This window comes from Pseudomonas sp. LFS074 (genome assembly GCF_047978165.1).
Taxonomy (GTDB): domain Bacteria; phylum Pseudomonadota; class Gammaproteobacteria; order Pseudomonadales; family Pseudomonadaceae; genus Aquipseudomonas; species Aquipseudomonas putida_P.
Window position 1 is genome coordinate 2768323 of the sequence record NZ_JBFPFV010000001.1, and the last position, 21265, is coordinate 2789587.

General features: G+C 63.3%; 20 protein-coding genes. 11 read left to right on the forward strand and 9 right to left on the reverse strand.

Going from position 1 to position 21265, the window contains the following annotated elements; all coding sequences use genetic code 11:
• Positions 1–102 precede the first annotated feature (102 nt).
• The 3 genes from ACNQP3_RS12700 to ACNQP3_RS12710 all read left to right on the forward strand — a co-directional run bounded on the left by ACNQP3_RS12700 (position 103) and on the right by ACNQP3_RS12710 (position 2455).
• Positions 103–990: a pirin family protein gene (locus ACNQP3_RS12700; RefSeq protein ID WP_071984396.1), complete on the forward strand. Its 888-nt coding sequence runs from the start codon at positions 103–105 to the stop codon at positions 988–990.
• A gap of 88 nt (positions 991–1078) precedes the next feature.
• Positions 1079–2008 carry a DNA-3-methyladenine glycosylase family protein gene (locus ACNQP3_RS12705; protein WP_264317110.1) on the forward strand — a complete coding sequence of 310 codons (930 nt, stop codon included), beginning with the start codon at positions 1079–1081 and terminating at the stop codon, positions 2006–2008.
• A 186-nt stretch (positions 2009–2194) separates the two neighbouring features.
• A complete protein-coding gene (locus tag ACNQP3_RS12710) occupies positions 2195–2455 on the forward strand; it encodes a DUF1652 domain-containing protein (RefSeq protein WP_060494088.1) in 261 nt (86 codons plus the stop codon).
• 20 nt (positions 2456–2475) lie between these two features.
• On the opposite strand, the gene ACNQP3_RS12715 is transcribed toward ACNQP3_RS12710, so the two are convergent.
• From ACNQP3_RS12715 to ACNQP3_RS12755, 9 genes are all read right to left on the reverse strand, one after another.
• Positions 2476–3090 (reverse strand): Yip1 family protein, encoded by a 615-nt coding sequence (locus ACNQP3_RS12715; RefSeq protein WP_012272187.1) that lies wholly within the window; start codon positions 3088–3090, stop codon positions 2476–2478.
• Between the two features lie 86 nt (positions 3091–3176).
• The gene (locus tag ACNQP3_RS12720; protein WP_012272188.1) at positions 3177–3464 is read right to left on the reverse strand and encodes a hypothetical protein; all 288 of its coding nucleotides are present in this window, start codon (positions 3462–3464) and stop codon (positions 3177–3179) included.
• Between the two features lie 167 nt (positions 3465–3631).
• Positions 3632–4279 (reverse strand): DNA oxidative demethylase AlkB, encoded by a 648-nt coding sequence (alkB, locus tag ACNQP3_RS12725; RefSeq protein WP_041166487.1) that lies wholly within the window; start codon positions 4277–4279, stop codon positions 3632–3634.
• A 188-nt stretch (positions 4280–4467) separates the two neighbouring features.
• On the reverse strand, positions 4468–5913 hold the full coding sequence (locus ACNQP3_RS12730) for a curlin (RefSeq protein WP_012272190.1): 1446 nt from the start codon (positions 5911–5913) through the stop codon (positions 4468–4470).
• Between the two features lie 16 nt (positions 5914–5929).
• The gene (locus tag ACNQP3_RS12735) at positions 5930–6403 is read right to left on the reverse strand and encodes a curlin (protein WP_060514763.1); all 474 of its coding nucleotides are present in this window, start codon (positions 6401–6403) and stop codon (positions 5930–5932) included.
• 16 nt (positions 6404–6419) lie between these two features.
• Entirely contained in the window at positions 6420–8651 is a 2232-nt protein-coding gene (locus ACNQP3_RS12740) for an Ig-like domain-containing protein (protein WP_012272192.1), read from the reverse strand.
• Between the two features lie 32 nt (positions 8652–8683).
• Positions 8684–10012: a hypothetical protein gene (locus ACNQP3_RS12745; protein WP_012272193.1), complete on the reverse strand. Its 1329-nt coding sequence runs from the start codon at positions 10010–10012 to the stop codon at positions 8684–8686.
• A 310-nt stretch (positions 10013–10322) separates the two neighbouring features.
• Positions 10323–11141, reverse strand: a complete 819-nt coding sequence (locus ACNQP3_RS12750) for a phosphatase PAP2 family protein (protein ID WP_060494085.1) — start codon at positions 11139–11141, stop codon at positions 10323–10325.
• Between the two features lie 2 nt (positions 11142–11143).
• Complete coding sequence (locus ACNQP3_RS12755; RefSeq protein ID WP_012272200.1) at positions 11144–11833, reverse strand: histidine phosphatase family protein; 690 nt, start codon at positions 11831–11833, stop codon at positions 11144–11146.
• Positions 11834–12106: 273 nt separating this feature from the next.
• On the opposite strand from ACNQP3_RS12755, the gene ACNQP3_RS12760 reads away from it, so the two are divergent.
• The 8 genes from ACNQP3_RS12760 to ACNQP3_RS12795 all read left to right on the forward strand — a co-directional run bounded on the left by ACNQP3_RS12760 (position 12107) and on the right by ACNQP3_RS12795 (position 21255).
• Entirely contained in the window at positions 12107–12853 is a 747-nt protein-coding gene (locus ACNQP3_RS12760) for a gluconate 2-dehydrogenase subunit 3 family protein (protein WP_264317111.1), read from the forward strand.
• Between the two features lie 3 nt (positions 12854–12856).
• Complete coding sequence (locus tag ACNQP3_RS12765; RefSeq protein WP_264317112.1) at positions 12857–14641, forward strand: GMC family oxidoreductase; 1785 nt, start codon at positions 12857–12859, stop codon at positions 14639–14641.
• A 12-nt stretch (positions 14642–14653) separates the two neighbouring features.
• Positions 14654–15901, forward strand: coding sequence for a cytochrome c (locus ACNQP3_RS12770; protein WP_264317113.1), 1248 nt, complete (start codon positions 14654–14656; stop codon positions 15899–15901).
• Positions 15902–16121: 220 nt separating this feature from the next.
• Complete coding sequence (gene ptxS / locus ACNQP3_RS12775) at positions 16122–17141, forward strand: transcriptional regulator PtxS (protein ID WP_264317114.1); 1020 nt, start codon at positions 16122–16124, stop codon at positions 17139–17141.
• Between the two features lie 66 nt (positions 17142–17207).
• Complete coding sequence (locus ACNQP3_RS12780; protein ID WP_264317115.1) at positions 17208–17987, forward strand: sugar phosphate isomerase/epimerase family protein; 780 nt, start codon at positions 17208–17210, stop codon at positions 17985–17987.
• Positions 17980–18930 (forward strand): sugar kinase, encoded by a 951-nt coding sequence (locus ACNQP3_RS12785; protein ID WP_060514757.1) that lies wholly within the window; start codon positions 17980–17982, stop codon positions 18928–18930. The genes ACNQP3_RS12780 and ACNQP3_RS12785 overlap by 8 nt, the downstream gene beginning before the upstream one ends.
• Before the next feature lie 59 nt (positions 18931–18989).
• A complete protein-coding gene (locus tag ACNQP3_RS12790; RefSeq protein ID WP_060514756.1) occupies positions 18990–20282 on the forward strand; it encodes an MFS transporter in 1293 nt (430 codons plus the stop codon).
• A gap of 10 nt (positions 20283–20292) precedes the next feature.
• Entirely contained in the window at positions 20293–21255 is a 963-nt protein-coding gene (locus ACNQP3_RS12795; RefSeq protein ID WP_264317116.1) for a 2-hydroxyacid dehydrogenase, read from the forward strand.
• Positions 21256–21265 lie beyond the last annotated feature (10 nt).

Consider the following 21265-nt stretch of genomic DNA (forward strand, 5'->3'; position numbering starts at 1 on the left):
GGCTCAGTGTCCTATTGGTGGAACGATGTATGCCATATGAGCCAGCTACCGCCGCATTGGCATCATTGATAAGGTTATCCCAGCCAAGAGAGGAGCCTTCTCATGAAAAAGATTCTGGGTATCCACCGCAGCCCCCACGCCCATTGGGTGGGTGATGGTTTTCCGGTGCGCAGCCTGTTCACCTACGACAACCTGGCCAGCCGGATCAGCCCGTTCCTGCTGCTGGACTACGCCGGCCCGCATGATTTCATCCCCACCACTGCACGGCGTGGGGTGGGCCAGCACCCGCACCGTGGTTTCGAGACCGTGACCATCGTCTACCAGGGTGAACTGGAGCACCGTGATTCCACCGGTGCTGGCGGCTTGATCGGCCCAGGTGACGTACAGTGGATGACGGCTGCCAATGGCATCATCCATGAAGAGTTCCATTCTCCGGCCTTCGCCCACAGTGGCGGCACGCTGGAAATGGTCCAGCTGTGGGTCAACCTGCCGGCGCGGGACAAACGCGCGGCGGCTGGGTACCAGACCCTGCTGGCCAGCGACATCCCGGTGGTCACGCTGGACGGTGACGCTGGCAGCTTGCGGGTGGTTGCGGGCGACTACCGTGGGCACCTGGGGCCAGCTCGGACCTTTACCGCGATGGATGTGTGGGACCTGCGGTTGAATGCTGGCGCGGCCTTGCAACTGCCGGTCGCTGCCGGCCGCAACGCGGCGCTGGTGGTGCTGCGTGGTAACGTGCGAATCAACGGCGAGCGCGAGGCAGGCCCGGCCAGCCTGGTGTTGCTTGACCGGGAGGGTGAGGATGTCAGTGTCGAGGCGTTGGAAGGTGCCAGTGTGCTACTGCTCAGCGGTGAGCCGATCGATGAGCCGATCGTCGGCTATGGCCCGTTCGTGATGAACAGCCAGGCGGAGATCGCCGAATCTTTCGATGACTTCCATGCCGGGCGGTTTGGGCAGATGCAGGATGAGCGGGAAGGGGCTCGGCACTGAGCCTTGCCTGAAAAAGCCGGGGTTGCAAAGCAGCCCCGGCATGCTTGTACATGGCTTGACCCTCAAGGTTTTCTGGCATGATCCACCCATGCCCACCCTCACTCGACAGCACGCCGTGCGCCGATCATTGCCCACCCCCGGCCACCACACCCTGTGGCTGCGCTACCGTGCCCCCTATCATTGGCCCTCGACCCTGGGCTTCCTAGCCGCCCGCTGTATCCCCGGCATCGAAACCTGCCACGACGGCACCTACAGCCGCACCCTGATCGTTGCTGGCCACCACGCCGTCCTGCACGCGACGCCAATGACCAACCAACACCTGCGCGTTCGCCTTGAAGGCGCGCCTTCACACGCGCTGCCCGGCCTGATCGCCAGGCTGAGGCGGGTTTTCGACCTTGACGCCGACCCTGCACGCATCAGCGCCGAGCTGTCTTGCGACCCTTTGATGGCAAGCCTGCTCAAGGCGCGCCCGGGGCTGCGTGTGCCGCAAGGCTGGGACGCCTGCGAGCAAGCCATGCGTACCGTACTTGGCCAGCAAATCAGCGTGGCCGGCGCCATGACCCTGGCGGGCCGGCTGGTGCAACGCCACGGCGCCCCGCTGCGTCTGTCGGCACCGGGCTTGAGCCACCTGTTCCCGGCTCTAGCGACATTGGCAAATGCACAGTTCGAAAACATGGGCATGCCGAGCGCGCGCGCCACCACCCTCGCCACCCTGGCCAACGCCTTGCTGGCCGACCCCGGCTTGCTGCGTCGCGGGCAAGTGCTGGATGAGCTATTGCGCAACCTGTGCCGGCTAAAGGGTATCGGGCCGTGGAGCGCCCACTACCTGGCGCTGCGTCAGGCCGGCGCCGCTGATGCCTTGCCGCTGGGTGACGTAGCCTTGATCAAGGCGTTGCGGTTGCTTGAGGGCGACGAGGTGCAACTGGCCGAAAGGGCACTGGACTGGCGCCCGTGGCGGGCTTATGCGGCGCAGCACTTGTGGGCCTCGCTGGGGCCGGCAGGGACCACTCGTCGTTAAGTCGGTCATTGCATTCGAACGCACGGCCTATGCGCAGGATCTTCCACTAAGGTGCTAGAGGATTCCCCGCATCATCATTGCCCCGGCGCATGGACGCCTGCCCGGGCATGCGCAATATCAATTGGCGCCCCGCCCGACAAAGGCGTAATTCCACACAACAGGCCATCGCACAGAGAGGGTCGTACCATGTCGTTGATAGGAGTTTCGATGCTAGAGATGCGGCAGATGATCGAGCAGGCGTGCCTGCCGGATCGCTGTGAAGTCAGCTGCCTGGATGGCGCCCACCTGACCATCCGCCTGGGTCAGGGCCAGAGTCTCGATCAAAGTGTGACCCTTAGCGGGGTCTCGCTGCACAACCTGAACAGTTGCCGTGACCTGGTCAACCTGGTGGGGCAGCTTCATGCGCTACGTGACAACCACCCGGCACCTCTCAGGTCGATGGCCTGAGGGCGCCCGCCGTGCCCCGGTCAGCCCAAGCTGGCCGGGCGTACGTACTCTGGCATCAGGCCGTTGAACCAGAACAGGATCATCGCCACCAGCATGCTCACCAGCAGCAACAACCCTACACCCCAGACACAGGTTGCAAACAGCATCGCCTGTTCCTTCTTCAGCCGCAGGAATGTCTGCAACCCGCCATAGAGCAACACGCTGGCATAGGCAGAGGCAGCCAGCAGCGCGGCGAAAGCCAGCCAGCGAATAGGCACCAGGCCGACCACCCCGGCAAAGAACCACGGCGTGGCGCAGTAGGCGGCAAAACCAATGCACTGGTTCAGGCTGGGCTGTGCATCGAACCCGCGCGACATCCAGCGGATCATCACCCCCATCAGCATCACCCCCACGACGGTGGTGGCATACAGCAGCCCCGCCAGTTGCGCGGCGCTGCCCATGCTCAGGCGTACTCGCTCCTCAGCCGCCAGGCTCCAGCCGAAGGTGGTGGTGCCGACAAACAGGCACACTGCAGGGACCAGTGCCAGGGCCAACAGGCGCGGCAGGTATTGCTGTGGGTGGTCCTCCTCGGCACGGCGGATATCCAGCCAGGCGTCGGCGGGGTGGGTGAATAGCTTGAGCAACGGGCTGTTCATGGCGTTCTCCAGCAGGCACGGGCCTTTTAGCTATGGAGACACGCTGCGGCCAGGCGGTTCAGCCGGGTTGGCCGCCGTTGATCGGCTTACTGCAATTCCAGCAGCAAGTTCAGGCCGCCGTCACCGCATTTGCCCTGGTCGCGGACCACACCACGGTAACTTCGCCCATCCCAGACGAAGGCCACGCTATGCGCACGGTCCACCTTGTCAGGCAGCGGTGGGCAAATGTGCAGGCGCAGCCCAGGGCGGCCTTGCAGGTTGAGGGCGGCGAGCTGGCATTGGCATTCCACGCTCTGCGCCACCGGGCCGAACAGGGTGTCGCGTACGTAGTCGAGCTGCAGCGAGGCATTGGGTGCACGGCCAGGCATCTTCATGGGTGCGTGGCTCCGTTGCACAGGCTTGAAGGATTGAGCGGGTAGGGCATGGCGAGCTCCAGACTGAAGAGAGAGCGGCTTAACGTTTGAAGCTTGCCTGGCCAAGATGTTCAATGTGTTTCATGTACGTTCATCTTGTTCGACGTCGATGAGAGAGGGCAGACCCTTCAGGCACCCGCCTTGCGCAAAGTCAGGTTGATACGCCGCTCACCCAGACGCGGGTGCGTGCCGGGCTTGATCGGTAGCACACCATGGAAGCGCAAGCGGTCTATGCCCCCCCACACCAACACATCGCCGTGGCTCAGCGGGATGCGCTGGGTTTTGTCGGCGCGCTGCAGACCGCCGAACAGGAACACCGCCGGCAAGCCCAGTGACACCGACACGATCGGTTGGCCGAAATCCTGCTCATCGCGGTCTTGGTGCAGGCTCAGGCGGGTGCCCGGCAAGTAGTGGTTGACCAGGCAGGCATCTGGCACGAAACCCTCGAACCCAGCCAAGGCTGCAGCACGGGCAGCCAGGGCGAGCAAAACCGGGGGCAGGGCGGGCCAGGGCTTGCCGCTGAGTGGGTCGCTGGGGCTGTAGCGGTAGCCGCCTTCGTCACTCACCCAGCCCAGCGAGCCGCAATTGGTCAGGCCTACCGCCATGCGCAGGCCCCCCGGGGTGTGCATGTGCCGGAACGGCGCGGCACGCAGCACTGGGCGCAGGGCGTCGAGCAGCGCCTCGGTTTCGGCCAGGGCGAAGCCAGGCAGCAGCACGGTGTGGCTGGCCAGGCGTTGTGGCTGGGGGCCGAACAGGTCGAGGTCGGACTGGATCATGAGGGGCTGCATATGTGTGATGTGTAGCCAGTGTATCCCGATGGATGCAATTGCTGTAGGACCGGCCTTGTGCTGCGAAGAGGCCGGCATAGCTCCCCAGGCGGAGCGAAAGTATGCCAAGGGTTGGGGTATCAAAAAAGGAACCGCGGCACCAGGGAGAGGAGCACCGCGGTTCAAGGGGGAGAGGTTTACTTCTGGGTCACAGTGGCCAGGTTCGCGCTGCCCAGCTGGGTGATGGTGGCGGTTTGGGCGATACCGCTCTGGTCGACGAACGCCTTGTTGCCCTGGCCTCCCTGGGTCACGTAGGCGACGTTGATGCTGTCAGTCTGTTTGATGGTGGCTTCGTTGCCGCTACCGTACAGCTGGTTGGTGTAGCTTTGGTTGGCGTAGCCGGACTGGTCGAGGGTGATGGAGTTGCCGGTGCCCTGGCTGTTGCCGTAGGCATAGTTGTCGGTACCGCGTTGGTCGGCGATCAGGATGTTGTCGGTGCCGTTCTGCTCGAAGTACAGCTCGTTGTTGACGTCATCCTGCTTGGTCTGCATCTGGTTGCCTTTACCCGTCTGGGTCAGCGTGGCCATTTGGTCAGCGCCCTTCTGGGTCAGGTTGACGCCGTTGCCATTGCCCGTCTGGTTGATGGTGGCGTTCTGGTTGGTGCCGAACTGGCCGCCCATCTTGGCGCCTTTCCAGTTGCTGGCGGTGATGCTGTTGCCATTGCCTTTGGTGTTGATGGTCAGGTTGAGGTTTTCACCATTTTGGTAGGTGAAGTGCAGGTTGTTGTTGCCGGTCTGGGTGATGGTGGCGGTCGCGTTGTTGGTCTCGAACTGATCCGACCAGCTGGCGTTGGCATTGCCTTGCTGCGACAGGCTGACCTTGTTGCCGGTACCGAAGCTCTGGTCGATATAGCCTTCGTTCGCCTGGCCGGTCTGGGTCACGGAGGCCTGGCTACCGATCTGGTTGTCCTGCCACACCTCCACCGAGTTGCCGCCACCGTACTGGCCAATGCCGATGGTGCCACCGGTGCCTTCACGCTGGTCGCCATAGGCCCAGTTGTCGTGGCCATCCTGGTAGACCTGAATGTCGCCATCGACATGGTTCAGGTGCTCGGCGGCGGCGTAGTTGTCCTGGCCGGTCTGGTTGACGGTGCTGCGGTTGTTGAGGCCACCGAAGGTTTGCTCGATGAAGGCCTCGTTGCGCTGGCCAGATTGCCAGGTGGTAGCTTTGCTGCCTTCCTGGCTGTCCTGCCACACCGTGGATTTGTTGCCTACGCCTTGCTGGGTTTGCAGCGACTCGTTGTTCAGCCCAACCGACTGGCTGGCGAAGGCGTCGTTGTAGCTGCCTGAAGCCTGCTGTTTGATCTGGCTGCCATTTTCGAACAACTGCTCGGCGTAGCCGGCATTGTACTGGCCAGTGGCGCTCTGCTGGATATCGCTGGTGCTTTCGGTCTGCACCGCCAGGTGGTTGTGGCCCTTGCCGGTCTGGTTCTGGGTGGCCGAGGCAAAGGAAGCCTGGGTCTGGGTGACTTCGGCGATGTTTTCCTTGCCGTCCTGAGTCTGGGACGAGGTGCTGTCAGCAGCCATGGCCTGACCTGCGAGGGCCAGGACGATAGCGGCACTTAACGGAGCGAGCTTGTACATGGTGGTGCCTCCAGGTCTATCGGTATTGGGTGATCTGAACATGCTGGCCATTGCCGGCCTGGGTCACGGAGCTGTTGAGGCCCGAGCCGGACTGCACGATGCTGGCGCTGTTGTCGTTGCCGATCTGCTCGATGGCAGCGCTGTTGCTGCTGCCGCTTTGGCGGATCGACGCGCTGTTGCCATTTCCCTGTTGGCTGATGCTGGCCATCAGGTCACTACCTTCTTGCAGGATGTACGCTTCTTGCGCACCACCGGCCTGGACGATGCGGCCCAACAGGGCCTGACCGTTCTGGTCGAGGGCGGCGCGGTTGCCCGACCCTTGCTGTTCGATCACCGCAGCCTGACCGGCACCGACCGGTAGCAGGCGGATGATCACCGGGTCACCTAGGTCGTTGCCGGGCGCAAGGTCGGCATTGTCCATCAGGTCATCGGCCCAGCTGGCCTGGCCCGCCAGGGCCAGGCTGAACAGCAGTGGATACAGGCGTTTCATGGCGTTTCCCCCGCCTTTACTGCACAACCACGTTGACGGTGCGGGTGGTACCCGGGCTGGTGGTGATGGTTGCCGTCGGCGCGGCGGTCGGGATGATCGTGGTGCTGTTGCTCACTGCCAGACGCCAGCGGCCGTTCACCGGCACCGTGGCGGTACCCAGCGTCTGTACGCCGGTGGTGGTGGTGACCCGGACGGTGACAACGTTGCCCGTGGTTACCGACGAGGTACCGCTGATATCCCAGTTGTACCGGTTGTTGGAGCGCGCCGTGACGGTGGCTGCCGTGACCGCGAAGGTTTCGGCGGCAGGCCGTGGCGATACGTTGACGGTGACCGTGCCTGGGGTAGACAGCGCCCCCAGAGAGTCACGGGCCTGGTAGGTGAAGGTGGTGGTGAAGGCCGTGGTCACCGTGGCCGGTGGGGTGTAGGTGACCGTGGTGCCGTCGGTGCTGACTGTGCCTCGGCCGGCAGCCGGTTGGGTGACGCCAGCAACGGCCAGCGGTACGTTGCCTTCTGGATCGGTGTCGTTGGCCAGCACGTTGATGGTCAATGGCACGCCCAGGGTGGCAACGGTTTCCGGGTTGGCAGTCGGTGCCTGGTTAGGCGCGACGTTGATGGTGACCGTGGCCGGTTCCGACTTCAGCCCCTTGGCGTCCACCGCCCGGTAACTGAAGGTGGCCACCAGCGGTTGCGTGGCCCCGGCTGGCGGGGTGTAGGTCACCGAGGTGGTACCGTTGAGCACCACGCCGCCAAGGCCGGTTCCAGGCTGGGTCAGGTCGCTGATGGTCAGCGGAACGTTACCGTCCGGGTCGCTGTCGTTTTGCAGCAGGTTCAGGGTAATCGGCACACCGACACTGGTGCTGCCAACGTCGGCCTGGGCCAGCGGTGGCTGGTTGGCCGCCTCGACCGGTGCGTTGCCGACCACGATCACCGGCTCCACGTCGCTACCCCCATGGGCAGACTTGACCGTAACGGTGGCTGGCGGTTGCGCCACATCGTTGACCGTGAGGCTTTGCAGCGTGCCCGATTTGGACAGGCGGCCATAGCCTTGGGCGAGCATGTCGGGGATGGTGACCTCGTCACTCGACCTGGCCTCGATCAGCAGGCGCTTGTTGGCCCAGTCATAGCGCGCGGTGCTGACCTTGACCACGTCGGTGAGCTTGCTTGACAGCGCGGTCGGCTGGGTGCCGGCGGCACTGTTGCTGGCGGTGACCACCACTACCGCCGGCGGCACGGCCTGGCTGAGCTGCTGGCTGAAGAACAGGCCATTGTTGTCCGCCGTCAGGTTGAACTGGCAGGGCGAAGGCGGCGTGCCGATAAGCGCCAGGCCATTGCGCATGCACAGGCTGGCCTCTTTCGGGGCCTTGGCGAACACTTCCACGCGGGTGCCGCTGCCGTTGCGCGAGTAGGTGGCGCGCTCCAGGGTGACCGGGGTTTGCGCGCGTTGGTCCAGCACCTTGCCCGAGACAGTGAACAACGCAGTCTCGATGCGACCGGGCGGGCCGTCGATGCGGATGAAGTTGGTATTGAACGGGCTGCCCACCACGGCTTCTGGGCGGTTCGGGTCACCAATGAAGGTTTCGGTGGCGCCGGTGTCCGGGTTGACTTCGGTGTAAGGCCCGCCAACCCCTCGCAGCCATGGCCCGAGTGCGCCGTTGAGCGCCCCGGTGAAGTTCCCCGGCGCACCGATACCGATGTCGCGGGTAATGTTGATCGCTCGCCGACCGGGCGAGGTGACGTTGACGGTTTCGACACCGTAAGGGTGCGTAATGGTGTACACACCTGCGCGGGGTACCGATACACGAATACGGATGCGGGCGAAGCTCTGCTGGTCGCCGTCCACCGGGTTTTCGGCGGCAAAGGCCGCTTCCAGGCCTGCGACATAGGCATCCAGTTCATAGCCGCTGTTACCCACGGCAGGGATGGTGGCCTCGGCCAGGAACCAGAACATCTCAGGCGGCCAGTTGTCCGGGAACACCAGCGGCAGCGCATCGTCGTAGATGCCGGGTTCCGGCAGCAGGGTGCACATGTAGGACGGTGCGGCCGGGGTGCCGGGTACGCGGGTACTGGTGGCACGTGACTGGCACAGCTCCAGGGACTGGTTCAGGCCGTCCTTGTACCACATCGGGTAGCCACCGGTGGCGAAGGTGTAGGGCCCTGGGTCCACTTCAGACAACGCGGCAAAGGCAGCGCTGGTAACGGTGAGGGAAAAACCGGCGGCGAACAGCGCACGGCGCGACCAAGTGTTCATGCTGCCTCCTTGAAGGCTGAGCCTTTGTCTGTTCATGGCACCAGCACCACGTCTTCGGTATCGCTACCCCCATTGGCGCTGGTGACCTGCACCTTGGCCGGCGGGATGGGTGAGACGGTCATGCTCAACGTCTTCACCGCGCCGTTGCCGCCAAGGTTGCCGATCAACGTACCGTTGCCGGTATGGGCGGTGAGCACGGGTGGGGTGGTTTCGTCGCTGGTGCTGGCCACCAAGGTCAGCTCGCCGGTGGACAGCCGGTACTGGGCCTGGGTGATGGTGACCAGGTCGGTCAGCGGCACGTTATGGGTGGTCAGGCTGCTGGTCGGAATCGCCACGCTGTTGTCGGCGGTGAGTGTCAGGAGGGTGCCGGCCGCCGGGTTCAGCGCCGATTGGGCGTACCAGGCGCCGGTGCCGTTGGCCTCGGTGAGGCTCAGGTTGGGGGTCTGGCTGGTCAGGGTTACGCTGGCAGGCGGCGGCGGGGCCATCACGAAGATGTCCTGCTGGGCACGCAGGTCGCCATTCTCGGTATGCCGCGAGTAGGTGCTGCGCTGTGGCATCAGCGGGGTAGGCAGGGCGACAGTCGAGAGCTTGCCGGAGATTGCGAAAAGTTCGGTACGCAGGTCGATGCCGCCAGGGCCTTCGATGCGGACGAAGTTGGTGTTGAACGGGCTGCCGGTTACCCGTTCTTCCAGGTTCGGGTCGCCGATGAAGCGTTCGTTACCTTCGGTGTAGGGGCCGTTGACACTGCGCAGGAACGGCCCGACATCGCCCTTCAGCGCACCGGTGAAGTCGCCTGCGCCGGCAATGCCGATGTCGCGGGTCATGTTGATCGCACGGCGCCCTGCGGCGGGGACATCGAACACTTCAACGCCGTAGGGGTGGGTGACCACGTAGGTGCCGGCGGTAGGGACATCAACCCGGATACGCACCCGGGCGAAGCTGACTTGGTCACCCTCTACCGGCTCTTCGGCGGCGAATGCCGCTTCGATTGCCGTGCCGTAGCTGAGGTTGATGCCGCGGGCGGCGTCGGCGATGGCGGCGTCGGCAGTGAACCAGAATGCCTCGTCAGGGAAGTTGGTGGGGAAGACGATGGGTTGGGTATCGTCGAACACACCGGGCGTAGGCAGCAACGTGCACATGTACGACGGTGCGCCGGGTGCGCCGGCGACCCGAGAGCTGACGGCTTTGGTCAGACACAGGTCGAGGGTACGACCGTGGCTGTCCTGGTACCAGGCAGGGAAGCCGCCGTTGGCGGGGACGTAGGCGCCTGGATCGACAGCATTCAGTGCAGCCTGCGCCGGAAGCTGGAGCATGCCGGCGAAAATCGCCACTGCCAGCGGGTGGGGTATCGGTCGGTGCATGAGTCAATTCCTCCTGCAAACGGGCCCATGGACTTGGGGCGTCTGGGAGGAGATCGGCAAGAGCTGTGCCAACAGTTGAATATTGCGTTGCAGGCCTTGTGGCGCAGGGGGTGGAGGTTTTCAGCAGGAGGGTTCACAAGCGGCCGGCGGTGGGCAGCGTTCCCCCAAGGTTGGGGATTGGGGGCAAGTAATTCCAACCCAGTTTTCGCACCCCCGCCATGCCAAGGCGAGCACCGGACCTGTGTGAGCAGCACAAGGCTGCTCCAGGGCTAGCTTGGGTGATGGTGCAAACCCGCCGCTGCCACAGGTACTACGCGAAGTCTGCCGTCTGGGTACTAACGGCTTCAGGACTGTGTTCAGGCGCCTGCAACGCGATGCGTCCATAGAAAAACAATGCCGTTGCCCAGGTTGTCAGCCAGACAAAGATCCCAGCCCAGAAGGTATGGGACATATAGTGCCAACCCTGCAGCACCCGGGTAGTGCCGTACACGAACCCGATCAACAAAATAGCCACCAGCAACTTGCGTGCATGCGCCCAGCGGTGACGAAGTGCAACGAAATACAGCGCCAACAAGGTAAACCCGCTGGAAGCATGGCCACCCGGCCAGCAACGGCCATCGCCGGCCTTGCTCCACAAGGAAAAGTTTTCGAACCATTCGACCCGGGCGTGCGAGCCGCCATACAGCGTGGTTTCCACGGGGCAATACACGCTGGTGTGGCTTTTCAGGTAATGAATCACGGTTGTGCTCAGCGCAAACGCCACCACAATAAACAGCAAGTCGCGGCGGTGTTGGGTGGTAAAACGCAGCACCGGGGCGATTCGGGCCTTTTCCAACACCCGGGTCAGGCCCCCTTGAGGGCGGTTGGCCAGGCGCGGCCAGATGAACGACAGCAGGCTGCCGATGACGGCCAGCTCACCCGTCCAGTCCGGCAGGATGCGCGGCCATTTGTGCGTGGCTTTCTCGAACCACTGGTTGTGCAGCAGCGGGAACTGCCCAGTGGCCGGGTCGAGCAGCAGGTTGCTGATCCAGCGATCGAGCTCCGTGAGGTCGAATGCCATGAACACGATGGCGGCCAGCAACAGCGGCAGCAGCAGGTTGTTGCGGTAGAAGGTGGCGCGGGAGGGCATGTTCAGAGTTCCTTGGCTTCAACGAGTTTGCGCCATTCACTGGCTGCTATCTGGCCCAGCATTTTCGCCTTGCCATCGCTGCCCTGGGTAATGAACAGGGCGCTGGCATAGCTGTTGGACATCGCGCTTGAGGGCACTTCTAGCGCCTGTTCCAGCCGCTCCATGCAGCCGCTGTGGCTGACCAGCACGAGGTTGTGGCCGTTTCGCTTGAGCGCCAGGGCGTTTTCGGCAAAGTCGCCGTCACACTGATTAAGCCAGTCTTGCGTGGCAATGGTTTTACCGAACATGGCGTGTGCGGTCTGCCGGGTGCGCACCTCCGGGCTGGCCCAGACATCGGCTGCGCTCAGGCCGAGGTGTTGCAGGCCGAGGCCTACATTGGCCGCCACCTGGCTGCCCGCGACCGTGATACCGCTGGGGTCACCCAGGCAGGCACCGCTGGAGCGGTCGCAGCGTTCAGCATGGCGCAGCACCACAATCACCGAGCCTTTCGCCCAGGCGGCCTCGAGCCCGCTGCGTTGCAGGTGATGCGGGTTGCCCAGGTTTGGGATGGCCATGTGGGCATGCGCCCAGGCTGCTGCCGCGCCCAGCACGAACAGCATGCACAGGACTGCCAATTGCGCCGCACCCCAAGGCAGTCGGTATACCTGCGCAAGCCGTGAGGCGGGGGATTTGTCGATAACGCCTTGCAGCATATTGCCACTCCAGTCAGCTCGCTCCATACGAGAGCGTCGGCACTGTAGGCGGTGGAATGTCGGCAGAGAGTGAGGCAGGTGTGAAAAAAGCCTTATCGGACAGCCGTACGGGGGTGGCTTGAGCTGTGATAAGTCAAGTATGAAACCGGTTTCAAAACATTTCTGAACGCGCTAGATTATTCGGCTGTCTTCTTGATGGCCTATCAAGATCACCCCCTAAAGAAATCAGATGGCGCTTTCCAAGGCCGCCGCACAGCCGAATGAGGACTTCCAATGCCTGAGCATGCCCCAGACAACCCGCGCAGGGATTTTCTGCGCAAGACCTTGACCCTGATCCCTGTCGTTACCGTGGCCAGCACAGGGCTGGGCGTGGGCGCCAGCCAGCTGCTTGCGGCCCCGCAAGCGCATCAGCAACCCAACGTGCCGGCCACGCCACCCGCGGGCGACTATCAGCCGACGTTCTTCAGCGCCGAAGAGTGGGCTTTTGTCCAAGCTGCCGTGTCGCGCATCATCCCGGCCGATGAACTTGGCCCCGGCGCACTCGAAGCCGGCGCCGCCGAATTCATCGACCGGCAGATGAACACTCCCTATGCGACGGGTGCACAGTGGTACATGCAAGGCCCGTTCAACGCCGACGCGGCGCCCGAGCTGGGCTATCAGCTACAGCTCAGCCCACAACAGATCTACCGCCTGGGCATCGCTGCCGTGGACGGCTGGTGCAAAACCAACGGCGGGCAGCCTTTTGCTGCGCAAGATAGCGCTACCCGAGACCGTATTCTCAGCAAGGTCGAGGCAGGTGAGCTGGTGTTCGATACCGTTCCGGCCAAGGTGTTCTTCAGCTTGCTGGTGCAAAACACCCGTGAAGGGTTCTTCTGCGACCCGATCCATGGTGGCAACAAAGGCATGGTCGGCTGGACCCAGATTGGTTTCCCCGGCGCCCGCGCCGACTTCATGGACTGGGTCGAGCGCAACGAGCCTTACCCGTTTCCGGCTGTATCGATTCGCGGCAAGAGGGCTTGAAGCATGGCGACTGTGTTGAACAAAGTGGATGCCGTGATCGTCGGCTTCGGCTGGGCCGGCGCGATCATGGCCAAGGAGCTGACTGAAGCGGGTCTGCACGTGGTAGCCCTGGAGCGTGGGCCGATGCAGGACACCTACCCGGAAGGCAGCTACCCGCAGGTGATCGATGAGCTGACCTACAGCGTGCGCAAGAAGCTGTTCGTCGATGTATCGAAAGAAACTGTCACTGTCCGCCATAGCGTGAACGACGTGGCGCTGCCCAACCGCCAGCTCGGTGCCTTCCTGCCAGGTAAGGGCGTTGGCGGTGCAGGCCTGCACTGGTCGGGCGTGCACTTTCGGGTCGACCCGGTCGAGTTGCGCCTGCGCAGCCACTACGAAGAGCGCTACGGGCGCACGTTCATCCCCGAAGGCATGACCATCCAGGACTTCGGCGTCAGTTACGAAGAACTGGAGCCGTATTTCGACTTTGCCGAAAAGGTTTTCGGCACTTCAGGCCAGGCGTGGACCGTCAAAGGCAAGGTGGTCGGTGAAGGGAAGGGCGGCAACCCCTATGCACCGGACCGTTCCAACCCGTTCCCACTGCCTGCGCAGAAGAACGTTGTATCGGCCAGGTTGTTCGAAAAGGCCGCCACGGGCCTGGGCTATAAACCCTACAACTTGCCCTCGGCAAACACCTCCGGCTCCTACACCAACCCCTACGGTGCGCAAATGGGGCCGTGCAACTTCTGTGGTTTTTGCAGCGGCTACGTGTGCTACATGTACTCCAAGGCCTCGCCCAACGTGAACATTCTGCCGGCGCTGCGCCAGGTGCCCAACTTCGAGTTGCGGCCCAATGCCCACGTGCTGCGGGTGAACCTGGACGATAGCAAGCGCAAGGCTACCGGTGTGACCTATATCGATGCCCAGGGGCGCGAGGTAGAGCAGCCAGCGGAGCTGGTGATCCTGGCGGCGTTCCAGTTCAACAACGTTCGCCTGATGCTGCTTTCCGGCATTGGCAAGCCTTACGACCCGGTGAAGAACGAAGGTGTGGTCGGGCGTAACTTCGCGTACCAGAACATGGGGACGGTCAAGGCGTTCTTCGACAAGAGCACCTACACCAACAACTTTATCGGCGCGGGTGGCAATGGCATTGCCATTGACGACTTCAATGCCGACAACTTCGACCATGGCCCGCACGGCTTTGTCGGCGGCTCGCCGATGTGGGTGAACCAGGCCGGCAGCCGGCCGATTGCCGGCATCTCCAACCCGCCGGGCACGCCGGCCTGGGGCAGTGCCTGGAAGAAAGCCACAGCGGACTACTACACCCACCAGGTGTCGATGGACGCCCACGGCGCTCACCAGTCCTACCGTGGCAACTACCTGGACCTCGACCCCACGTACCGCGACGCCTACGGCCAGCCGCTGTTGCGCATGACCTTCGACTGGCAGGAGAACGACATCAAGATGAACCAGTTCATGGTCGGCAAGCTGAGCAAGATCGCCCAGGCGATGAACCCCAAGGCCATTGCCGTGCTGGGCAAGCAGGTGAAGGATCACTTCAACACCGCCAGTTACCAGACCACCCACCTGAATGGCGGCGCGATCATGGGCACCGACCCGAAAACCAGTGCACTGAACCGCTACCTGCAAAGCTGGGATGTGCACAACGTGTTCGTCCCGGGCGCTTCGGCGTTCCCGCAGGGGTTGGGGTACAACCCGACCGGGCTGGTGGCCGCGCTGACCTATTGGTCGGCCCGCGCCATCCGCGAGCAGTACCTGAAAACCCCCGGACCGCTGGTTCAGGCCTGAGGAGCGATGAGCATGAAGACAATGTTGATCGCAACCCTGCTGCTGGGTGCCGGTACGGCTGCGCAGGCGGCCACCCATGACGATGCGCAGGTGCGCCAAGGTGCATACCTGGCCCGCGCCGGTGACTGTGTGGCCTGCCACACCGCCAAGGGCGGCAAGCCTTTTGCCGGTGGCTTGCCGATGGAAACGCCAATCGGCACGGTGTATTCCACCAACATCACCCCGGCAGCCAGCGGCATTGGCCAGTACAGCTTCGAGGACTTCGACCAGGCGGTGCGCAAGGGTATCGGCAAGGACGGCACCACCCTGTACCCGGCCATGCCGTATCCGTCATATGCACGGGTCAGCGAGCAGGACATGCAGGCGCTGTACGCCTACTTCATGAAGGGCGTGGAGCCGGTCGAGCAGCCGAACAAGGCCACCGACATTCCCTGGCCACTGAGCATGCGTTGGCCGCTGGCAATCTGGCGTGGCCTGTTCGCACCAGAGGCCAAGCCTTGGCAGGCCTCGGCGGCAGCCGACCCGGTGGTCAACCGTGGTGCGTACCTGGTCGAAGGGCTTGGGCATTGTGGCGCCTGCCATACGCCACGAGCGCTGACCATGCAGGAAAAAGCGCTGAGCCCTGCGGATGGCGAGCAGTTTCTGGCCGGCAGCGCTCCGCTGGACGGCTGGATCGCCAAGAACCTGCGTGGCGATCACCAGGACGGGCTGGGCAGCTGGAGCGAGGCGCAGCTGGTGCAGTTCCTCAAGACTGGGCGCAGCGATCGCAGCGCCGTGTTCGGCGGCATGAGCGACGTGGTCGAGCACAGCATGCAGCACATGACGGATGCCGACCTGACCGCGATCGCCCGCTACCTGAAGACCTTGCCGCCGAGCAACCCCGACGACCAGCCGCACGTCTACGACAAGCAGGTGGCGCAGGCGCTGTGGAACGGTGATGACAGCAAGCCTGGGGCGGCGGTGTACATCGACAATTGCGCGGCCTGCCACCGCACCGATGGCCGGGGCTACACCCGAGTGTTCCCAGCGCTGGCCGGTAACCCTGTGGTGCAAACCACGGATGCCACATCGTTGATCCATGTGGTGTTGGCGGGGGGCACGGTACCGGCAACGCATACCGCGCCGTCGACCTTCACCATGCCAGCGTTCGGCTGGCGCCTGAGTGACCAGGAGGTTGCCGAGGTGGTGAATTTCATTCGCAGCAGCTGGGGTAACCAGGGCGGCGCCGTTACGGCCAGTGATGTGAAGTCGCTTCGCTGACCTCTTACGTGCATCCTGATGCATTGGGGGGGCGGGGTTAACCCGCTCCCTTATTCGGCGTCTTAAAATTACTGTTATATCAGTATCTTAAGTAGCTTATATAATCTCGAATACCATATCGGCTTCAACATTACTGACTAACGGTATGTTGACGAATTGCCACAGATTTGCTGTATTGAAACCGGTTTCATCGCAATCACAATAATCACAAGGACAACCCATGACCGACGCGCCTGCCCATGCCCGCGAACGGGTCACCATCAGCGAAGTAGCGCGTGTCGCTGGCGTTTCCAAAGCCACCGTCTCCCGTTACATCGGTGGCGATCGTCAATTGCTGGCCGACGCTACCGCCAAGCGCCTGGAAGAGGTCATCGAACGCCTCGGCTACCGCCCCAACCAGATGGCCCGCGGCCTCAAGCGCGGCCAGACGCGACTGATCGGCATGCTGGTAGCCGATATTCTCAACCCCTATTCAGTGGCCGTGATGCATGGTGTGGAAACCGCCTGCCGTCAGCACGGTTACAGCCTGGTGGTGTGCAACACCAACCGTGACGACGAGCAGGAACGTCACCACTTGGAGGCCCTGCAGAGCTACAACGTCGAAGGGTTGATCGTGAACACCCTGGGTCATCACCCCGGTGAACTGCTCAACCTGCAGCGTGACATCCCCATGGTGTTGGTCGACCGCCAGTTGCCCGAACTGAACGTGGACCTGGTCGGCCTGGACAATGCCGACGCGGTCGAGCAGGCCCTCGACCACCTGCAGGCCCAAGGCTACCGCGATATCCTGGCAGTCAGTGAACCCCTCGATGGCACCAGCTCACGCCTGGAGCGGGTGCAGGCGTTCGGCGCGTCGGTCAGCCGCCGGCCCGGCATGCGTCAGCAAGTACTGGAAACCAGCACGGGGCTGCAGGGCCAGCTGGCTTCGTTTCTCGCCCGCCATAGCCATGGCCCACAAGCCATCTTCACCTTCAACGGCGTAGCGACCTTGGCGGTAACCCGGGCCTTGCAAGAGGCCGGGTGCAACTTGTTTGCCGACGTCGGGTTGATCGCCCTCGACGACCTGGACTGGTACCCCTTGGTTGGCAAAGGCATCACTGCACTGGCCCAGCCTACCGAACGCATCGGTGAGGCGGCTTTCGAAAGCCTGCTCGGCCGCCTTCGCGGCGACAGCGGGGCAGCGCGGCGCATCGACTTCAAGGCCGACCTGATCATCCGCGGCTCAACCCAACCCCAGTAAGCAACGGCAGGCCTGTGTCCGCCGCTGCCGATCAAAAATGAAACCGGTTTCATAAGGATAAGAACAATGCACCCGAACCCCGTTTCCATCAGCCTTTCCAGCTACGGTGCCGACTTTGTACGGCAACGTGGCCAAGAGCAGTTCCTGGACTTGCTGGCAGCCGCTGGCGTTAGCCGAGTGGAATTGCGCGAAGAACTGTTCGCCAGTGCACCTGACGCATCCGCCCTGGGTGCGGTCATTGCCGCATTGCACCTGGAGTGCCTGTATTCGACACCCCTTGAACTGTGGACCACGCAAGGCATGCCCGATCCACTCCTGGTCCACAAGCTCGAAATCGCCCGAGCGCTTGGCGCGGTGGCGCTGAAGGTTTCCCTGGGCCATTTCAATGAGCGCTGCGATATGACGGCCCTGGCGGCACTGCTGCCGGCACATGGGCCGCTGCTGCTGGTTGAAAACGATCAGACCACCCATGGAGGCAGGATCGAACCCCTGGTGGAGTTTTTCCAGTGGGCCGAGCAGTTAAGGCTGCGCCTGGGGATGACGTTCGATATCGGTAACTGGCAGTGGCAGGGTGAGGCTGCGGGGCAAGCCGCACGGCAACTTGGCCGTTGGGTGCAGTACGTGCACTGCAAGGCTGTGCAGCGCCGGGCCGATGGCCGCCTGGTTGCCATACCGCCCCAGGCGGCGGACCTACACGAGTGGGCAACGCTGCTGGCCGAGTTCGCGCCTGGCGTGGTACGCGCCGTCGAGTACCCCTTGGTTGGCGAAGACCTGCTGGCGCTGACCCGCGCCCAGGTGCGTAGCCTGTCTGCGCTGGGCGCGGAGCAGGAGGTGGCCCATGCATGAGCATGACGTGCTGTGTTTCGGCGAGACCATGGCCATGTTCGTTGCCGAGCAAACCGGCGACCTGGCCAGTGTCGAGCAGTTTGGCAAACGCATCGCCGGTGCGGACAGCAACGTGGCCATCGGCCTGGCGCGGCTGGGTTTCAACGTGCGCTGGCTGAGCCGGGTAGGTGACGATTCGCTGGGCCGTTTCGTGCTCGACAGCTTGCGCCGCGAAGGACTGGACTGTTCCGGCGTGGAGGTGGACGCCAGCTACCCCACCGGTTTTCAGCTCAAGGCCCGCTGCGATGATGGCAGCGACCCGTCGGTGGAGTACTTCCGCCGTGGCTCGGCAGCCCGTCGGCTGTCGCCAGCGCTGATTCATTCAGACGTGCTGCAAGCACGCCATCTGCACGCCACCGGCATTCCGCCGGCGCTGTCGGACAGTTGCCGGGCGCTGTCCCACGCGCTGCTGGACGCCATGCGCGCAGCGGGGCGCAGTATTTCGTTCGACCCCAACCTGCGCCCCTCGCTGTGGCCTGATCAAAGCAGCATGGTGCGCGAAATCAATGCCCTGGCGACCAAGGCCGACTGGGTTCTACCGGGCCTGGAAGAGGGGCGGTTGCTGACTGGCCAGCAAACACCGGCGGACATCGCCGCATTCTACCTTGACCAAGGGGTTGAGCTGGTCGTCATCAAACTGGGCGAGGCCGGCGCCTACTTTCGCAGCGCCAAGGGAGAAGGGCAGGTAGCGGCGGTGCCGGTCAGCCATGTGGTGGATACCGTTGGTGCCGGCGATGCCTTTGCCGTCGGCGTGCTCAGTGCGCTGCTGGAGGGCCGTGCAGTGGCTGAGGCCGTGGCGCGTGGTAACTGGTGCGGCAGCCGTGCCGTGCAATCGCGGGGCGACATGGAAGGGTTGCCGCTGCGCCACGAGCTGGAGGCCCACAACCTGCGCAGAAGCGCTTGACCCAACCAACCCCGAATCACCTGTTGCAACAAAAACAACAAGCTCAGGAGAAACAAACCATGCAAAGCCCAAGCCTGGCACCTCGCCGTTGGTGGTACATCATCCCAATCGTGTTCTTCACTTATAGCCTGGCGTACCTGGACCGCGCCAATTACGGTTTCGCCGCCGCCTCTGGCATGGCCGACGACCTGCAAATCACTCCCGTGCTGTCTTCGCTGCTGGGTGCGCTGTTCTTTCTCGGTTACTTCTTCTTCCAGGTACCCGGTGCCATCTACGCCGAAAAGCGCAGTGTGAAGAAGCTGATCTTCGTCTGCCTGATCCTTTGGGGCGGCCTTGCCACGCTTACCGGCATGGTCAGCAACGTCTACATGCTGATCGGAATCCGCTTCCTGCTTGGGGTGGTGGAGGCGGCGGTCATGCCGGCAATGCTGGTGTACCTGTGCCATTGGTTCACCCGTGCTGAGCGCTCGCGTGCCAATACCTTTCTGATGCTCGGCAACCCGGTGACCATCTTGTGGATGTCGGTGGTGTCGGGGTACCTGATCAAACATTACGACTGGCGCTGGATGTTCATCATCGAAGGCCTGCCAGCTGTGATCTGGGCGTTCTTCTGGTGGCGCCTGGTGGATGACCGCCCGGCCCAGGTCAACTGGCTGAGCGCACAGGAAAAGGCCGCCCTTGCGCAAGCACTGGCCGCCGAGCAGCAGGGCATCAAGCCAGTGAAAAACTACCGCGAGGCGTTCCGCTCGCCGCAGGTGATCATCCTGGCGCTGCAGTACTTCTGCTGGAGTATTGGCGTGTATGGCTTCGTGCTGTGGCTGCCGTCGATTCTCAAGCAAGCGGCGAACGTCGATATCGTGCAGGCCGGCTGGCTGGCCTCGGTGCCGTACCTGGCAGCGGTGCTGGCGATGGTGGGCGTGTCCTGGGCGTCCGACCGCCTGCAAAAACGCAAGCGTTTCGTCTGGCCGCCACTGCTGATTGCCGCCGTGGCGTTCTATGGCTCGTATGCCTTGGGCACTGAGCACTTCTGGCTGTCGTATACGTTGCTGGTGGTCGCCGGCGCCTGCATGTACGCACCCTATGGCCCGTTCTTCGCGATCGTGCCCGAGATCCTGCCGGCCAACGTCGCAGGCGGTGCCATGGCGCTGATCAACAGCATGGGCGCGCTGGGCTCGTTCGGTGGCTCGTGGCTGGTGGGCTACCTCAATGGTGCAACAGGTGGGCCTGGCGCCTCTTACCTGTTCATGTGCGGTGCGCTGCTGAGCGCAGTGGCGCTTACCGCTGCACTCAATACTTCCCAAATGTCTGGCCGGGCAAAGCGCGATAGCGCGCAACTGGCCGTGAACCCTTAGGACACTTGCAATGAAGAAGCGAATTGTTCTGTATAAACGCCTGCCCGCTGACTTGATGGCACGCCTGCAAGCGCGCGTTGAGGTGACCTGGGTAGATACGGCCCAGCCCGATGGCCTGGCCCGCTTGCGCGATGCGTTGCCGGGCGCGCACGGGTTGCTCGGGGCCAGTGTGCGCCTGGATGCCAGCCTGCTTGACCTGGCGCCACAGCTGGAAGTGGTGTCCAGCGTTTCGGTGGGCGTGGACAACTACGATGTTGCCGAACTCAGCCGCCGTGGTGTGAAGCTGACCAACACGCCCGACGTGTTGACCGAAACCACCGCCGACACCGGCTTTGCCCTGCTCCTGGCCACCGCCAGGCGGGTGGTGGAGCTGGCGAACTGGGTGCGTGATGGCCATTGGCAGGCCAACCTGGGGCCTGCACATTTTGGCAGTGATGTGCACGGCAAGACGCTGGGCATCGTCGGCATGGGTCGCATCGGCGAGGCCTTGGCCCGGCGCGCATCCGCCGGCTTTGGCATGCGTGTGCTGTACCACAGCCAGCGCCCCAAGCCCGAGGTGGAGACACGCTATGGCGCACGCAAATGCAGCCTGGATGCCTTGTTGCAGCAGGCGGATTTCGTTTGCCTGACGGTGCCGCTGAACGCCAGCACCGAAGGCCTGATTGGCACACGGGAACTGGCGTTGATGAAGCCCGAAGCAATCCTGGTGAACATCTCGCGTGGGCGTGTGGTGGATGAACAAGCGCTGATCGAAGCGCTGCGGAACCGGCGCATTCGCGGCGCGGGGCTTGATGTGTTCGTGCAGGAGCCGCTGGCGACAGACTCGCCGCTATTGCAGCTCGATAACGTCGTAGCGACCCCGCATATCGGCTCAGCGACCGAGGAAACCCGCCAGGCCATGGCGCGTTGCGCGGTGGACAACCTGCTCAGCGCGCTGGCCGGTGAGCGGCCGTTGAACCTGGTCAACGGCTAGCGCGAACCCT

Coding starts and splice junctions, on each gene's coding strand:
- ACNQP3_RS12700 (WP_071984396.1), top strand. CDS start 103: ATGAAAAAGATTCTGGGTATCCACCGCAGCCCCCACGCCCATTGGGTG.
- ACNQP3_RS12705 (WP_264317110.1), top strand. CDS start 1,079: ATGCCCACCCTCACTCGACAGCACGCCGTGCGCCGATCATTGCCCACC.
- ACNQP3_RS12710 (WP_060494088.1), top strand. CDS start 2,195: ATGTCGTTGATAGGAGTTTCGATGCTAGAGATGCGGCAGATGATCGAG.
- ACNQP3_RS12715 (WP_012272187.1), bottom strand. CDS start 3,090: ATGAACAGCCCGTTGCTCAAGCTATTCACCCACCCCGCCGACGCCTGG.
- ACNQP3_RS12720 (WP_012272188.1), bottom strand. CDS start 3,464: ATGAAGATGCCTGGCCGTGCACCCAATGCCTCGCTGCAGCTCGACTAC.
- alkB (WP_041166487.1), bottom strand. CDS start 4,279: ATGATCCAGTCCGACCTCGACCTGTTCGGCCCCCAGCCACAACGCCTG.
- ACNQP3_RS12730 (WP_012272190.1), bottom strand. CDS start 5,913: ATGTACAAGCTCGCTCCGTTAAGTGCCGCTATCGTCCTGGCCCTCGCA.
- ACNQP3_RS12735 (WP_060514763.1), bottom strand. CDS start 6,403: ATGAAACGCCTGTATCCACTGCTGTTCAGCCTGGCCCTGGCGGGCCAG.
- ACNQP3_RS12740 (WP_012272192.1), bottom strand. CDS start 8,651: ATGAACACTTGGTCGCGCCGTGCGCTGTTCGCCGCCGGTTTTTCCCTC.
- ACNQP3_RS12745 (WP_012272193.1), bottom strand. CDS start 10,012: ATGCACCGACCGATACCCCACCCGCTGGCAGTGGCGATTTTCGCCGGC.
- ACNQP3_RS12750 (WP_060494085.1), bottom strand. CDS start 11,141: ATGCCCTCCCGCGCCACCTTCTACCGCAACAACCTGCTGCTGCCGCTG.
- ACNQP3_RS12755 (WP_012272200.1), bottom strand. CDS start 11,833: ATGCTGCAAGGCGTTATCGACAAATCCCCCGCCTCACGGCTTGCGCAG.
- ACNQP3_RS12760 (WP_264317111.1), top strand. CDS start 12,107: ATGCCTGAGCATGCCCCAGACAACCCGCGCAGGGATTTTCTGCGCAAG.
- ACNQP3_RS12765 (WP_264317112.1), top strand. CDS start 12,857: ATGGCGACTGTGTTGAACAAAGTGGATGCCGTGATCGTCGGCTTCGGC.
- ACNQP3_RS12770 (WP_264317113.1), top strand. CDS start 14,654: ATGAAGACAATGTTGATCGCAACCCTGCTGCTGGGTGCCGGTACGGCT.
- ptxS (WP_264317114.1), top strand. CDS start 16,122: ATGACCGACGCGCCTGCCCATGCCCGCGAACGGGTCACCATCAGCGAA.
- ACNQP3_RS12780 (WP_264317115.1), top strand. CDS start 17,208: ATGCACCCGAACCCCGTTTCCATCAGCCTTTCCAGCTACGGTGCCGAC.
- ACNQP3_RS12785 (WP_060514757.1), top strand. CDS start 17,980: ATGCATGAGCATGACGTGCTGTGTTTCGGCGAGACCATGGCCATGTTC.
- ACNQP3_RS12790 (WP_060514756.1), top strand. CDS start 18,990: ATGCAAAGCCCAAGCCTGGCACCTCGCCGTTGGTGGTACATCATCCCA.
- ACNQP3_RS12795 (WP_264317116.1), top strand. CDS start 20,293: ATGAAGAAGCGAATTGTTCTGTATAAACGCCTGCCCGCTGACTTGATG.